We start from the raw sequence: 14,461 nt of genomic DNA, 5'->3' as shown, positions 1-14,461 counted from the left end.
GGCCATGCGCGAGGGATTCCTCATCCACCGGGACCGCATCCGCCGGCGGTGGGTCCTGGTCGTCCTCATCGGCGTGGTGGCCGCCGCGGGCGCGCTGGGCGGCTCCCTGATCAAGGGCACGACCTACGTCGGGCACGCCGCGCTGACGATCGTGTCCCAGAAGCTCACGCCGGACGAGGTCACCGTGTCCGCGCAGGGCTACATCGACTACTTCAACCAGGCCTCCTCCCAGGAGGTCCTGCGCCAGCGCGCCGGCGTGGACCCGTCGGTAACGGCGACGGCGTCGCTCGCCGCGGGGAGCCCGATCCTCTACGTCGAGGCGGAGTCCCCCGATCCCGACTCCGCCCAGCGCGCCGCCTCCGCGATGGCCGTCGCCCTGCGCGACGAGGTCGACTCGGGCCCGGACACCATCAGCCAGCTCCAGGACCTGCAGCTCAACGCCGGCGTGTCCTCCACGTCCTCCGACGCCCTGCGCAACGCCGCCACCGCGCTGCTCGGCGGGCTGGTCCTGGGCGTCGTGCTGGCCGGGGCGCTGGGGCGCGTCGAGAACCGGATCGTCACCCCGGGCGAGGTGACCGACCGCCTGGGGCTCCCCGTGCTGGCCACCGTCGGCGGACGCCGCCGCCCGGGCGAGGACGCCCGGGGTCAGCTGCTGCGCTCACTGACGGGGCTGACGAACCCCACCGGCATGCCGCGGCCGGGCGCGCTCGCGATCACCGGCCCGGCCTCGGCGCGGGCGTCGAAGTCCCGCGTGGCCGTCGCCCTGGCCGGCCTGCGCGCCCTGCAGGGCCAGACCACCCTGCTGCTCCAGACCGACCTCGAGGCCGAGCCGCTGCCCTCGGAGCTCGCGACGCGCTCCGGTGTCGCGGACTTCCTCGCCGAACGCGGCGCCCGCGTCGACAGCACGATCGTCAGCAACGGCCGCGGGCTCCTCGTCGCCCCGCCCGGCAGCCGGCGCGACGACCTGTTCGCGCTGTTCTCCAAGGTCCACGTCCAGCGTCTGGTCGGCCAGGGCCGCACGCTCGCCGACCTCGTGATCATCGACGCGCCGCCGGTGGAATCCGTCGAGGGCCAGGTGGTCTGCTCCGCCGCCGACCGTGCGCTGCTCGTCGTCGAGGAGGGCGAGACCCGCGCGGACGACGCCTCGTCCGCCCTCGAGGCCCTCGGGCGCACCGGGGCCGGCGCCCTCGGCGTCGTGCTCGTGACCGACCCCGACCACATCGCCGACCCGGGGTTCCTGGCCGAGCGCCAATGGCACCCCGTCGGGTCGCCCGCCGGGGCCGCGCAACCTCGGTAGCGTCCTCGCGGTGACCGATCCGGGACCCACGCTCGAGGAACTGACGGTCGGCGTCGAGGGCCTGGCCCTGCTCCGGACGCTGTACACCACCGACGCGGCCGACTTCCGTGCCGCGCGGCTCGCCGAGACGCGGGCCCTGCTGGAGGGCACCCCGCCGGCCGGACAGCTCGGCGTCGAGCTCGACCTGACCGACGGCTACGCGCAGTGGGCCGCGACCTACGACCGTCCGCTGCGGCTCTTCGGCATCGAGGAGCCGCCGCTGCGGAGCCTGCTCGACGCCCTGCCGACCGGCGAGGTCCTCGACGCCGCGTGCGGGACGGGCCGGTGGGCGACATACCTCGCCGGCCGCGGCCACACGGTCACCGGGGTTGACCAGTCGCGCGCGATGCTCGACCGGGCCCGGGCCAAGCTCCCCGACGCCCGTTTCCTCGACGGCGAGCTGACCGACCTGCCCCTCGCCGACGCCTCGGTCGACGCCGCCGTCTGCGCGCTCGCCCTCGTGCACGTCGCCGACCTCGCGGCCGCGATCGGCGAGCTCGCCCGCGTCGTCCGGCCCGGCGGCCGGATCGTGCTCAGCGACGTCCACCCGTTCCTCGTGACGCTGGGCTGGCAGGCGCAGTTCCCGACCGACCACGGCCGCGGCTTCCTGCGCCTGCACGCCCACCTGCCGTCGGACTACGTGTCGGCCGCGCTCGACGCCGGTCTCGTCGTGGGCAGCTACACCGAACCGCGCCTGACGGCCGAGGCGGTCGCCACACCCACGGCCGACGTCGTGCCGGACGCGAACCACGCGGCCTACGTCGGGCTGCCCGGCCTGCTCGTCGCGTCCTTCGAGAAGCCGGCGCGGTGAGCGTGCGTCAGGTGGGGCGGTGCTTCGCGCGCGCCCGCCGCGGCTTCTCGGGGCCCGCAAGGTCCGGCGCGGCCTCGGCGAGGCGTCCGAGCACCATCCGCCAGGCGTTGTGCATGAATGTCGCCTGCTCCGGGGTCTCGACCAGCTGGTTGACCTCGACCCGGCTGCCGTCCCCCGTCGCGGAGACGTGGGCGTAGGCGCGCTGCTCGGCGCCCGGGACCGGCACGACGTCGTCGGCGAAGTCCCAGCACATGACGATCAGCTCCGGGGCCACGACGTGCTCGTAGCGTCCGCGGACGTGGGTGCCCCACTCCAGGGTGGCCGAGAAGTGGCCGTCCTCGATCCGGACCGGGACACCCAGCCACCGGCTGTAGAGGTCCGCGTCGGTGAGCGCCCGGAAGGCGAGCTCCCGGGAGCAGCCGAGGTCGACCGACGCGAGCACGGCCGGGACCGTGCGCGCCTCCGCCCGATCGCGTTCGGGCACGTCGTCGGCCGGTCGCCACCGGTTCCCGGGCTCGACCAGCAGGCGCTGCAGCCCCGTGAGCGCCTCGCGGCGGGCGCGGTAGCGCCGGAAGCTGCCGTCCACCCGCATCGCGACCAGGCCCGCGTCGCGCAGCACCTTGAGGTGCTCGGACACGGTGGGAGCGCTGACGTGCACCGCCGCCGCGATCTCCCCCGCCGGACGTTCCCGGTCGCCCAGCAGCCAGAGGATCTCCCGTCGCACCGGCGAGCCGAGGGCCTGGAGCACCCGCTGGATCTCGTCCACACCGTCCTCTTGACTGTCGGTTTCGCCGCCACTCTAATTCGACTCCAGCCGAAACAGCGGTCGCAGCCACCGGTAGGAGACCATGGGCACCTGGGAACTGATCGCCGACGAGCGCGCGCGGCTGGTCGAGGCGCTCGCCGGGCTGCGCGACGACCAGTGGGCGGCTCCCTCGCTGTGCGCGGGCTGGAGCACCAAGGACACGTTCGCGCACGTCGTCTCCACCGCGGAGATGACGCCCCCGAAGTTCTTCCTCGGGCTCGCCGGCAGCGGGTTCTCGTTCTCCCGGCTCATGGCACGCAACGTGGCGACCGTCGGCGCCGACCCCGTCCCCAGGCTGCTCGAGCGGCTGGGCGACCGGGTCCACGCGCGCAACGCGCCGCCCGGTCCGACCGGATCGTGGCTGGTGGAGATCGTCGCCCACGGCGAGGACATCGCCCACCCCACCGGCACGGCGATCGCGCACTCGGAGGAGGCCCTCGTGACCGCCGCGGACGTCGCGAAGGGCACCCAGCCACTGCTCGGCGCGAAGAGACGTGTCACCGGGCTCCGCCTGATCGCCGAGGACGTCGACTGGACCACCGGCGACGGGCCGGAGGTCCGGGGACCGCTGCGGGTGCTGCTGCTGGCGATGGTCGGCCGCCCGCCCGTGCTCGACGAGCTGCGCGGCGACGGCGTCGCCCTGCTCCGGGCGCGGTCGTAGTCCCGGCTCAGCCCGGGTGATCGAGGTCGAGATCGAGCCACACCCGGTCGCGCAGCAGGATGCCGTCGACGACGATCTCGTCCGGATAGCCGGTCGCCGGCACGAACGCATCGCGGTCGATCGCGAGCATCCGGAAGCCGACGCGCTGGTAGAAGCGCAGGTTGCCGATGTCGGCGGCCGCGGTGGCGACGGTCATCCGGTGCGCCGAGCGCGCGCGGGCCAGGTCGGCCGCGGCGCGCACGAGCCGGCGGCCGACGCCGGTGCCCTGCCGGTCCCCGGCCACTGCCATGTTCTTGAGCTCGACCTCGCACGCGTTCGTCCCCGGCACGAGCTGGAGGTGCCCGACCGCCCTGTCGCCGACCCGGGCGACCAGGACGTCGCCGAGCTCGAGGTAGGTGTCGAGCTGCGCGGCCGAGTCCTCGGCGAGCTCGAACAGCGCCCGGATCTCCTGCCGGGAGCCGGTGTGCAGGGTGATCGTCTCCGTCACGGCTGTCGCACCAGCGTCGCGCGGGTGTAGAGCAGGTCGAACCCGCGCCGCTGGGCGTTCTGGTGGGACGTCGAGCCGGGCTGGGTGACGATCACCGCGACGTCGCAGCCCAGGGCCCGGGCGTCGGCCAGGCGCGCGGCGAGCATCGCGGACTGGACGCCGTGGCGGCGGTGAGCCGGCGCGGTCCCGGCCCCGGCGAGCTGGGCGATGCCGTCGACCGTGCGGAACTCGGCGCCGCCGGCGAGGACGCCGTCGCGGAAGGCCGCGTACCGGGTGAGGCCCGCGGCCGCGGAGTCGCGCTGGGCGGCCTCGATGGCCTCGGCGGGGAAGTCGTCGTGCCACGGCACGCCCTGGGTGTCGGGGTGCGTGGAGGCCTCGACGATCACCGGGAGCCACGCCTCGAGCTCGTCGTCGCCGCTGCGGCGGACCTCGATCCCCGCCGGCACCGGGAGGTCGGTGGCCGTGGTGAGGTCCAGCCCGAGGACGTTCTCGTACCCCTCGAGCCGGTAGCCCCGATCGCTGAGCAGTGCGGCGAGGTCGGGGTCGCCGAGGTGGGCGAGCTCGACCGAGGTCGGCGCGCCGTGCGCGGCGTAGGCCTGCTCGACCGCCGCGAGCTCGTCGTCCGTCGGCACGCCGTCGAACCCGAGCCCGACGACCTTGGTGTACGGCGACTCGGCGCCGGCGAAGGACGCCGCGCCGCCGGCGAGGGGCGTGACGAACCCGGCGATGCCGGAGCGGGCCGCGGCGGCACGGCTGACGGTGCTGATGAGGTCCACCTCGGCCCGCTCGATGCGCGCGGCGAGCGCGGTGTCGCAGAACAGGGAGGTGCGGGACGTCGACGCGGTCATGGTGTGGGCCTCGGGTGCGTGCGCGGGTGTCGCCGACGACGGTAGGCAGGCCGCGCGCCGGGCACATCGGGATTCCCGGCGCGGACGGGATGCGAGCGCCCATCGAGAAACCTGTTCCGGAGCCCCCAACCTTTCGGGTCCCTGCGGAGTCCACCGTGTCGTGGCGTTCAACCAGATCGGCGACTGGCTTCGTCCGCGAGGCGGTGCTGTGCACCCTCCGGACGGGGAGGGCTCCGGGGCGGCGGGTGCCGGCGAGGGGGCGGGGGGAGCACCGACGATGGTCGGTGGCGAGGAGTTCGGCCCGTACCGCCTGCAGCGACTGATCGGGCGTGGCGGCATGGGCGAGGTCTTCCAGGCCTACGACGTCGGCCAGGACCGCGAGGTGGCCGTCAAACGCCTGCTGACGCACATGGCCGACGACGCCGAGTTCCAGAAGCGCTTCCGTCGCGAGTCACGGGTGGCCGCCCGGCTGCGCAACCCGCACGTGGTCCCCATCCACACCTACGGCCAGATCGAGGGCCGGCTGTTCCTCGACATGCGGCTGGTCGACGGGTGCGACCTCGAGCGCCTGCTGCTCGACGAGGGCCGGCTGCCCGTCGACCGCGCCGTGGCCGTCATCGGGCAGGTCGCGAGCGCCCTGGAGTCGGCGCACCGCGAGGGTCTCGTGCACCGGGACGTCAAGCCGTCGAACATCCTGCTCGACCGCGGCTCCGGCGAGGAGGACTTCGTCTACCTCGCCGACTTCGGCATCACCCGGGCCTCGTCGGGCCGGTCGCAGTCGCTGACCGCGAGCCACGTCGTCGTCGGCAGCCTGCAGTACATGGCGCCGGAGCAGTTCGACGGCAACGCCGGCCCGGCCGCCGACATCTACTCGTTGGGCTGTGTGTTCTTCCAGTGTCTGACCGGCACCCCGCCCTTCGAGGTCGACGGGCTGCCGTCGTTGATGAAGGCACACACGGACTCGGTCCCCCCGGCGCCGTCCGCCCGGTGCCCCGAGGTCGACGCCGCGTTCGACGCCGTGGTCGAGCGGGCCATGGCGAAGGACCCCGCGGACCGTCACGCCTCCGCCGCGGAGTTCGCGAGGGACGCCCGGGCCGCGCTCGCCCGCTCGACCGGTGGCGGGTCGGTCCCCACCCCCGCGGCCGGCTTCGCGGTCGCCTCCGTCCCCGCGGCGACCGGCAGCGGCGCGGAGGAGCTCGGCTCCGTCGACACCGGCTCCGGGGTGACGGCGGCGCTCACCGCGCCACCACGCTCCGGGGGCGGTACCGGGGAATCCACCACCGGCTCGCCGTCCGGCTCCGGCCCGGACCACGACGCCGAGACCGTCGTCCGTGGCCCGGGCGGGCCGCCGAACAGCGGGGGCTCGCTCCCGGACGGGTCGGGCCGCGAGCCCGGTGACGGCGCCGGGCGGGCGGGGACGCGGTCCCACCGTTCCCTGCTCCTCGCCGCGCTCGCCGTGGTGCTGGTCGCCATCGTGGTCGTCGCCGTCGGCGTCATCGTGGCCCAGGAGCGGCCCGCCACCGGCGCGCCCGGTGCGCCACCGGCGCCCGCGGCGCCCGCGGCGCCGGACGACGAGGACCTCGCCCCGCCCGCGGCGAGCGTCGACCAGCCCACCGTGACCGGGAGCTTCCCCACGAACGGGCCGCCGGAGACCGTGGCGATCTCCCCGGACGGGAAGTCGGCCTACCTGACGATCACGGGCGACCGCCCGGCGCTCGAGGTCCTCGACATCGGCACCGGCCAGGTCGTCAACGACATCCCGATCCCGGGACCGCCCTACTTCATCGGCGTCGCACCCGGCGGCGACGACGTCTACGTCACGTACTACGACCGGGCCCAGGACCAGCTGGTCATCGGGACGATGGACACCCGCGTCGGCGCGTTGGACGGTGCGATCCCGACCGGTCAGCGCGCAGCCCAGGGCGGAGCGCTGACCTGGCTGTTCGGCTTCGCGATCTCCCCGACCGAGCCGCACCTGCTCTACGTGCCGAACATGAACGCCTCCGTGGTCTCGGTGCTCGACCCGAGCACCAGACAGGCCGTGGCCCAGATCCCGGTGCCCGTCAGCCCGCACTGGGTGGCCCTGTCCCCCGACGGTCGCTACGCCTACGTCACGAACCACGTGCCCGGGCAGGTCACGGTGATCGACACCGCCCAGCGGCGGACGGTCGCCTCGATCCCGATCGGGGAGGGGCAGGCGCCCCACAGCATCGCGGTCTCCCCCGACGGCCGGCTGGTCGAGGAGGTCAACTACGACGGCAACACGATGACGATCATCGATCCGGCCACGAACCGGGTCGCCGGGACGACCCCGCTGGGCGAGGGACCGCAGAGCGTCGCGTTCGCGCCCGATGGCGCCCACAGCTACGTGGTGAACGAGGACTCTCACGACGTGAGCGTGGTCAGCAGCCGCGACGGCCACGTGACCGGGACGGTGCCGGCCGGGGACGGCGCCTCGATGATCGCGGTGACCCCGGACGGCACCCGCGCCGTGGTGGCCAACAAGGAGAGCAACTCCATCACGATTCTCGGCGTGGGGATCGCGGCGCGCTGACGCCCCGACCGGGCTCGTCCCCGGGGCGGCACCACAGCGACGACGGGCTCGGGCCCGTCCGGGGCACCGGCGGAGAGGAGCAGCGCCATGCCGGACGCGAGCGAGCGCGAGGCCGACGACGCCGTGTCCCGCGCTCTCGGCGCCTTCGATCCGCAGTGGTTCCCGACCGCGCTGGGCGTTGCCGCCGGCGCGCCGGGACGCGCGGAGGCTCGACCCGGGGGCTGGGAGGTCGGTCACGTCATCGCGTCGCGCGTGGAGGAGCTGCTGGCGTTCTACCGCCGCGAGCACGCGAGCATCCACCGGTACGCGGGCCACGTCCTCGGCGACGACGGGCGGGCCGTCGACGACCTGGTGCTGCGGGCCTTCCGGAGGCTCTGCCAGGACCCGCCGCCGCTGCCCGGCGGACCCGGGCCCCGGGTGCGTGCCGCGATCCGCGCCGAGTGCGCACTCCGGGACGGTCCGCCCTCGGACGTTGGTCCGTCCCGGGACGCCTGATCTCGGCTCAGCGGACGAGCTCCGCGAGATCCGGATCGTCGCGCAGGCGCCGACGGGCGGCGTGGTGATAGCTCTTCACACTGCCGATCGCGAGCCCGAGGGCCCGGGCCGCCTCCTTCTCCGTGTAGCGGCGGAGGTCGACGAGCTCGACGATCTGGCGTTCCCTGGGAGACAGTCGCGCGAGGGCCCGGGCGACCACGAGGTGGTGCACGATCCGGTCGTCGATACCGGGGCCCGGCTCCGGGAGCAGGGCGAGCGGCGACTCGTCGGAGCCGCGCCGGCGTCCCTCGGCGGCGGAGCGCACGCCCCAGGTCGTGCTCTCGTGGTGGACGGCGGCGTACACGTAGGCCCGCAGCGCCCGCGGGTCGCGCAGCGCGGGCGGCCGGCGGTAGGCCTTGCGCATGATCTCCTGCACGACGTCCTCGGCGTCCTCGCCGCGGTGGCCGAGCAGATGCCGGGCGTACCGGAGCATCCGTGTCCGCTCGGTCGCGAAGACCTCGATCAGGCCGTCGACCGCCCCGGGTCCGTCGCCGGACGAGGGTGACCGCGACGCGACGCTGGTGTCGACGGACATCGGCGCTCCCCCCGTCCGGATCAACGACCTCATGACGCTAGATCGCGGGGAGCCGGCGTCGCGTCCGTGCTGACACCCACTTCTCCGGCCCACGGAGGACCTCGGGGCGGCGGGCGATGACGGAGGGTCCCGGTCAGCCCGGGGGACTCACCCGGGCCCGGTCGCGGAGCCACAGGAGCACGGCCCGGACCCGGCGGTTGTGCTCCGGGGCCGCGTCGATGTCGAGCTTGACCAGGAGCCGCGCGACGTGGTTCTCCACGGTGCGCTCGCTCAGGAACAGCGCGGCGGCGATCCCGGCGTTGGAACGCCCTTCGGCCATGCACCGCAGGACGTCGCGCTCACGGGAGCTGAGCTCGGCCAGGGGACTGTGGCGGACCCTCCGGTCGAGCAGGCCGGCGACGACGTCGGGATCGATGACGGCCTGCCCCTCCAGGAGGCGGGCGAGCGCCTGGTGCAGGGCCGTGACATCGGTGACCCGGTCCTTGAGCAGGTAGCCCACCCGTCCCGCGCCGGACTCCAGCAGGCGCACGGCCAGGCCGGTCTCGACGTAGGTGGACAGCACGAGGACCGCCAGCTCGGGGTGGGTGCGGCGCAGCTGTTCGGCGGCCACGAGGCCTTCGTCGACGAAGTCCGGGGGCATCCGGATGTCGACGATGACGGCGTCGGGGGTGGCGTCGGGGGCAGCGGACTCGACGGCGGCCAGCAGACCTGGCCCGTCGCACGCCTCCGCGACGACCTCGACGCCGACACCGGCGAGCAGCCGCGCCAGCCCGGACCGGAACAGCGCCGCGTCGTCGGCCAGGATCACCCGCACGGCATCCACGCCCTGACGTGCGTCCCGGCGCCGGCCGGGCTGTGCAGCGTGAACCGTCCCCCGAGGGCGATCACGCGATCGGCGAGGCCCCGGAGTCCGGCACCCGTGGGATCGGCACCGCCGACGCCGTCGTCGCGGACGTCGACGTCGACACCGACGGCGCCCGGAGCTACCCGCACCCAGGCACGCTCGGCGCCTGCGTGCTTGTGGATGTTGGTGAGGGCCTCGCTGACCACGTAGTAGATGCTGGTCTCCACCGCCGGTTCGAGCCGTCCGACCCGCACCTGGACCTCGACCGGCAGGGCGAGCCGCTCCCCCAGGTCGGTCAGCGCGTCCGGGAGGCCGTCACGGGTCAGCACCGTGGGGTGCAGGCCGTGGGCGAGGTCGCGCAGTTCGGCGAGCGCCGCGCGCACCTCGGTCTCGGCCCGGCCGACGGTGGTCTCCCCGGTCTCGCCCGCGGGGTCCTGCCGGGCGACGGCGAGGAGCGTCAGCACCCCGAGGAGCCGTTGCTGGGCGCCGTCGTGGAGATCCTGCTCGAGCCGCCGCCGCTCCTCCACCCCGGCCTGGACGGTGCGGGCGTGGGCACGCCCCACGGCCTCGGCCTGTGCCTGGACCACGGCCCGCAGCCCGGCGTTCTCGATGACCGTGCCGGCGAGACGGACCGCCGCCTCCACCTCGCGGCGCGCGGCGAGCGAGGTCGCCCGTGTGCTGACGACGGCGCAGAGCCGGCCGTCCGATCGCACGACCGGGATCTCCACCTGGTCCTCGCCCGACCCCGGGGCGCGGACCTCGCCGGTCTCCCCGATCCACTCGCCGCGTTCCGCCGACCAGAAGGTGACCGAGAGGTCGGGATCGCGCAGCACCGTCCGCAACGCCGACGTGACCGTGGCCCGGGGTGCCGTGCCCGACGCGACGAGCGCGGCGTCGAGCGCCTCGCTGAGCCGCAGACGCAGGCGGGCGAGCCGCGTCGCCGAGTACACGAACGCGACGGGCAGCGGGAGCAGGAACACCGCCACGATCGCCGTGGTCCGCTCGAAGACCGACCACGAGAAGCCGGCCGCCACGCCGACACCCGCGACGGCGACGACCACCGGCGCGATCGAGTACCGGTCGACCGGCGCACCCCGGCGGCCGCGCCAGAGCAGCAGGACGGCGAACGCGAGGACGGACGGCGCGTACAGCACCGCGAGCACATCACGGGTGATCTCGAAGAGAGCCGGGTCCGGAGCGAGCGAGGGCCACCAGGCGTCGGCGGGGAGCCCGGACCACTCGGGACGGGAGAGGGCCGTCCAGAGCAGTTGCCCGCCGACGAACTCGACGGTGATCCATCCGACGAACAGGCGCTCCCACCCGCCCCAGCGCGGGTGCTGGTAGAGCAGGACCGCGACCGGGACGAGCACCCAGAAGACGCACTCGGCGGCCTGCCGCGCGAACGGCGCGGGACCGACGTCCCACCCCCCGAGACTGTTCAGCGGCCAGAGGACGCACGTCACGGCGAGGACGACCCCCGCGCCGCGGCGTCCCGGCTGCGCGGCGACCACCACCGCGGCCACCGCGAAACCGACGGCGACCATGATCGCCACGGCGCTGGTCATCGGCCGCGACGACAGCTCCGGGAGGTAGCACAGCGCGCACCACACCGCGGCGCACACGACGGCGACGGTGAGTCTCGCGGGTCGGTGCTCCGTGTTCGGACGGGTGACGTCGCGCGCACGGGCACCCAGGGCGGGGGTGGGAACGGCCGCTGTCGTCATCGCATCCGGTGCATCGCGCACGCCCATGAGGTGTTACGCGATGACGCGGACGGGGGCAAGCCCCCAGGTCGCCGGCGGCGGGCGTCAGCGCCGTGCCGCGGCGAACCAGGCGTTGGCGCGGGGCCGGTAGAACAGCACGATCGCGGCGACGATGCACACCGTCTGGGCGATGTCGATGGCGACGCCCACCGGCCCCCCGAGCGTGAGCGTGACCCCCCGGGGCACGGGATACGCGAGGGCGAAGACGAGCCCGACGACGGTGCCGACGACGTTCAGCACGCCCAGGACGGTGAGCGTGACGCGCGCCCCGTGGCGGCCGTTGCGCATGCCGAGCACGAGCGCCAGAGCGATCGCCGCGCTCACGACGACGAACACGAGGTGGGGCGCGCCGAACAGCGCTCCGGTGGGCGTGCGTCTCGTCGTCGAGGCGACCGCGACGTACACCGCGAGCAGCGAGGCCACGTGCAGCACGACGGCCGCGATCCACAGCCACGTCGACCGCTGCACCTCGGACGGACGGGCCGTCCCGATCGTCGACCGCCCGGTGTCCACCACGGCCTTCTCCTCTCCTGCGCCGCACCCCGACCCCGAGACCGCCGGCAGGGTGGGGAGGCGTCGTGGGAGAACGCTAGGTCGGTCGAGGTCGGGGGGCTTCCGTGGCGACACCCGGGCGCCCTGGGTGCTGACACCCAACGCCCGGTGGTGGGCGCGGACAGCGGCGCGCTGCGCGACCCGGTGCCGGGGACGGCGTCCACCCCGTCTCGACCCGTCGGTGGAGGCGCGGCCGCCCACCACCGCGCGACGATGGGCCGGTGCCCGACACCGCGGCGGACCTCCCCCGCCTCCCCTTCCCCACGCCCGACCCGCTCGGCCTCGCCCCGGCGCTCGGGCCGCTGCGCGAGCACGCCCCCGTGACGCGCGTGCGCACGCGGGTCGGCGACGAGGCCTGGCTGGTCACCGGCTACGCCCAGGTGCGCTCCCTGCTCGCCGACCCGCGCCTGGGCCGGTCACACCCCGAGCCCGAGAAGGCGGCGCGGCTGCACGAGGGGATGATCCTCGGCGGTCCGATGGGCGGCTCGGACCCCGAGCAGGAGCGCGCGTCCCACCAGCGGATGCGGCGCCTGCTGGCCCCGGCGTTCTCGGCTCGGCGCATGCGCCACCTCGCCGACCACGTCGGCGAGCTCGTCGACGGGATGATCGACGACCTGCTCGCTCGAGAGCGGCCCGCGGACCTGCACGCAGCGCTGGCCGAGCCGCTGCCGGCGCTGGTCATCTGCGAGCTCCTCGGCGTGCCCTACGCCGACCGCGACGCGTTCCGGGCCTGGTCCTCCCAGGCCGCGACCATCGACGACGCCGAGACGAGCCGGGCGGGCATCACCGCGCTCGCCCGGTACGTCGGCGGCCTGGTCGAGGCGAAGCGGCGCGAGCCCGGCGAGGACGTGCTCTCGGATCTCGTGGCCGCCCAGCGGGAGGACCCGACCCTCCCCGACATGGCGGTCACCGGGATCGCGACCGGCCTGCTCTTCGCCGGGCACGAGACCACGATGACCCGGATCGACGCCGGGGTGCTGCGCCTGTTCCCGCACGAGGGCGTCCGCCCGCCCGTCGGGCCGGACGACGTGGGCCGCGTCGTCGAGGAGATCCTGCGGCTGCCCGTGCCCGGCGGTGGGCGCGGCGGCGGGCTCATCCGGTACGCCCACGACACGGTCGAGGTCGACGGCGTGACCATCGCGCCCGGCGAGGCCGTCGTGCTCTCGATCGGGGCCGCCAACCAGGACCCGACGGTGTTCGCCGCACCGACCGAGCTCGACCGCGACCGCGCCGAGAACCCGCACCTGGGCTTCGGGCACGGGGTCCACCACTGCGTGGGCGCGAGCCTCGCGCGCGTGGAGCTGCGGGAGGTGTTCGCCGCGCTCCCCGCCCGCGTGCCGACGCTGCGCGTCGCCGTGCCGCCCGAGGAGCTCCGCCTCCGGACCGAGAGCCTCACCGGCGGTGTGCTGGAGCTACCGGTGACGTGGTGAGCGGCCGGAACGGCGGGCGCTCAGCGCTGGAGGGTGGCGTCGAGCCAGTCGAAGACCCGCTGGCTCCACAACGCCGCGGCGCCCGCCTCGTCGTGCTCCCCGGCCCCGTCGGCGTTCGTGAACCGGAGGCACTCCTTGGGCACGGTCAGCGCGTCGAACAGCGGCTGGGCGGCGTTGCCGCGGACGTCGTTCTCGCCGGTGCACAGCAGCGTCGGGCACGTGATCCGCGGGGCGAGGCCCTCGAGCGTGTAGTCCGCCGACCCGCGCAGGTAGTCGATCGGCGTCGCGAACCCGTGGGTGAGCATCCCGCGATCCAGGATGAACGCGACGGCGGGGCTCGCGGCCATCTCCTGGCGCAGGACGGCGTTCAGCTCGTCGGGGTCCCCGGTGTCGAACCGGTCCCGGTACTGCTCGGGCAGCAGGTACCTCGCACCGGCGCCGGGGTCGTACTGCGGGGCGTCCGCGACCAGCGCGGCGATCCGGTGCTCGACGGTCGCGGCGCGCGGCGCGAGGTAGCCGCCCCAGCTGCGTCCCATCAGCACGATGCGCTGCCGGTCGACCTCGGGCCGGGCGAGCAGCCAGTCGACCTGAGGGGTGACCACGGCCTCCCAGTCGGGCCGGAAGACCAGGCCCTGCTCGGTGAGCGCCGCGCCCTGTCCGGGACCGTCGACCAGCAGGACGGCGTAACCGCGGCGCAGCGCGGCGACGCCGCCGGCGACGAACGACTCCTCCTTGGTGCCGTCGTACCCGCCGACCATCGCGACGGTGGGGTGCGGGCCGTCCCCGTCCGGGCGGACCCACCACGCCGCGAGCGGGGTCGTCCCGTAGGGGATCTCGACCGGTTCGATCCGCCACGGTGACCGCGCGGCCGCCCGCGCGAACGCGTCCCGCTGGCGACGGTGGGCGTCGACGAACTCCGGGTCGAGCGGCGGCCGGTAGAGGAAGATCCCGGAGGTCCGGTGGTAGGTCATCGCCCGCAGATAGCCCTCGTACGCGCTGACCCGCCGACCCGCGGCGGCGCTCGCGTCGGCGGCGGCGAGGACGCGGTCGCCGAGGGCCTGCCACTCCCGCAACCAGCCGTCGTGGTCGCCGGGCGCGATGCGGCGCGCGGTCATGAAGGACTCGCCGACGTCGGCGCCGCCGGAGGGGATCGTGTCGAGCGCCCGGAGGAACTGCCCGTCGAACTCCGCGTCCTGGAACGCCAGGCCGGTCAGGGTGGTCGGGGGGGTCGGGGCGGGCGTGGGGGTCAGGACGGTGGGTGGCACACGGGCTCCTCGGACCGGCGGCGGATGGCCGGTCGC

Annotated in this window: 14 protein-coding genes; 6 read left to right on the top strand and 8 right to left on the bottom strand. The window is 75.0% G+C overall.

Annotated elements, in window-relative coordinates; all coding sequences use genetic code 11:
- Positions 1-4: 4 nt before the first annotated feature.
- Entirely contained in the window at positions 5-1,297 is a 1,293-nt protein-coding gene (locus tag QSK03_RS29960; protein WP_285659253.1) for a hypothetical protein, read from the top strand.
- A 10-nt stretch (positions 1,298-1,307) separates the two neighbouring features.
- A complete protein-coding gene (locus QSK03_RS29955) occupies positions 1,308-2,147 on the top strand; it encodes a class I SAM-dependent methyltransferase (protein ID WP_285659251.1) in 840 nt (279 codons plus the stop codon).
- A 7-nt stretch (positions 2,148-2,154) separates the two neighbouring features.
- Here the strand turns inward: QSK03_RS29955 and QSK03_RS29950 are convergent, their stop codons facing one another.
- Positions 2,155-2,913, bottom strand: a complete 759-nt coding sequence (locus QSK03_RS29950; protein WP_285659249.1) for a metalloregulator ArsR/SmtB family transcription factor — start codon at positions 2,911-2,913, stop codon at positions 2,155-2,157.
- An 82-nt stretch (positions 2,914-2,995) separates the two neighbouring features.
- Here QSK03_RS29950 and QSK03_RS29945 point away from each other — a divergent pair, with 82 nt between their 5' ends.
- Entirely contained in the window at positions 2,996-3,613 is a 618-nt protein-coding gene (locus tag QSK03_RS29945; protein ID WP_285659248.1) for a maleylpyruvate isomerase family mycothiol-dependent enzyme, read from the top strand.
- A gap of 7 nt (positions 3,614-3,620) precedes the next feature.
- Here the strand turns inward: QSK03_RS29945 and QSK03_RS29940 are convergent, their stop codons facing one another.
- Entirely contained in the window at positions 3,621-4,100 is a 480-nt protein-coding gene (locus QSK03_RS29940) for a GNAT family N-acetyltransferase (RefSeq protein ID WP_285659247.1), read from the bottom strand.
- Complete coding sequence (locus QSK03_RS29935; RefSeq protein ID WP_285659246.1) at positions 4,097-4,948, bottom strand: GNAT family N-acetyltransferase; 852 nt, start codon at positions 4,946-4,948, stop codon at positions 4,097-4,099. The genes QSK03_RS29940 and QSK03_RS29935 overlap by 4 nt, the downstream gene beginning before the upstream one ends.
- Positions 4,949-5,225: 277 nt before the next feature.
- Here QSK03_RS29935 and QSK03_RS29930 point away from each other — a divergent pair, with 277 nt between their 5' ends.
- Together QSK03_RS29930 and QSK03_RS29925 are read left to right on the top strand one after the other, a co-directional pair.
- Positions 5,226-7,502, top strand: coding sequence for a serine/threonine-protein kinase (locus QSK03_RS29930; RefSeq protein ID WP_285659245.1), 2,277 nt, complete (start codon positions 5,226-5,228; stop codon positions 7,500-7,502).
- A gap of 87 nt (positions 7,503-7,589) precedes the next feature.
- Positions 7,590-7,997, top strand: coding sequence for a hypothetical protein (locus tag QSK03_RS29925; protein WP_285659244.1), 408 nt, complete (start codon positions 7,590-7,592; stop codon positions 7,995-7,997).
- Positions 7,998-8,004: 7 nt separating this feature from the next.
- On the opposite strand, the gene QSK03_RS29920 is transcribed toward QSK03_RS29925, so the two are convergent.
- From QSK03_RS29920 to QSK03_RS29905, 4 genes are all read right to left on the bottom strand, one after another.
- A complete protein-coding gene (locus QSK03_RS29920; RefSeq protein ID WP_285659243.1) occupies positions 8,005-8,571 on the bottom strand; it encodes an RNA polymerase sigma factor in 567 nt (188 codons plus the stop codon).
- 133 nt (positions 8,572-8,704) lie between these two features.
- On the bottom strand, positions 8,705-9,385 hold the full coding sequence (locus QSK03_RS29915; RefSeq protein ID WP_285659242.1) for a response regulator transcription factor: 681 nt from the start codon (positions 9,383-9,385) through the stop codon (positions 8,705-8,707).
- The gene (locus tag QSK03_RS29910) at positions 9,376-11,037 is read right to left on the bottom strand and encodes a sensor histidine kinase (RefSeq protein WP_285659241.1); all 1,662 of its coding nucleotides are present in this window, start codon (positions 11,035-11,037) and stop codon (positions 9,376-9,378) included. Before QSK03_RS29910 ends, QSK03_RS29915 begins: the two co-directional genes overlap by 10 nt.
- 186 nt (positions 11,038-11,223) lie before the next feature.
- On the bottom strand, positions 11,224-11,694 hold the full coding sequence (locus tag QSK03_RS29905; protein WP_285659240.1) for a hypothetical protein: 471 nt from the start codon (positions 11,692-11,694) through the stop codon (positions 11,224-11,226).
- Positions 11,695-11,951: 257 nt separating this feature from the next.
- Here QSK03_RS29905 and QSK03_RS29900 point away from each other — a divergent pair, with 257 nt between their 5' ends.
- Positions 11,952-13,160 (top strand): cytochrome P450, encoded by a 1,209-nt coding sequence (locus QSK03_RS29900; protein ID WP_285659239.1) that lies wholly within the window; start codon positions 11,952-11,954, stop codon positions 13,158-13,160.
- Between the two features lie 20 nt (positions 13,161-13,180).
- Here QSK03_RS29900 and QSK03_RS29895 read toward each other — a convergent pair whose 3' ends face one another.
- Complete coding sequence (locus tag QSK03_RS29895; protein WP_285659238.1) at positions 13,181-14,425, bottom strand: alpha/beta hydrolase family protein; 1,245 nt, start codon at positions 14,423-14,425, stop codon at positions 13,181-13,183.
- Between the last annotated feature and the right edge of the window lie 36 nt (positions 14,426-14,461).

Origin of the sequence: Actinomycetospora sp. NBRC 106375, from assembly GCF_030269665.1 — a bacterium.
Taxonomy (GTDB): Bacteria; Actinomycetota; Actinomycetes; order Mycobacteriales; family Pseudonocardiaceae; genus Actinomycetospora.
The sequence above is the reverse complement of the archived record's forward strand: the minus strand, read 5'-3'. Positions and strand labels throughout refer to the sequence as shown.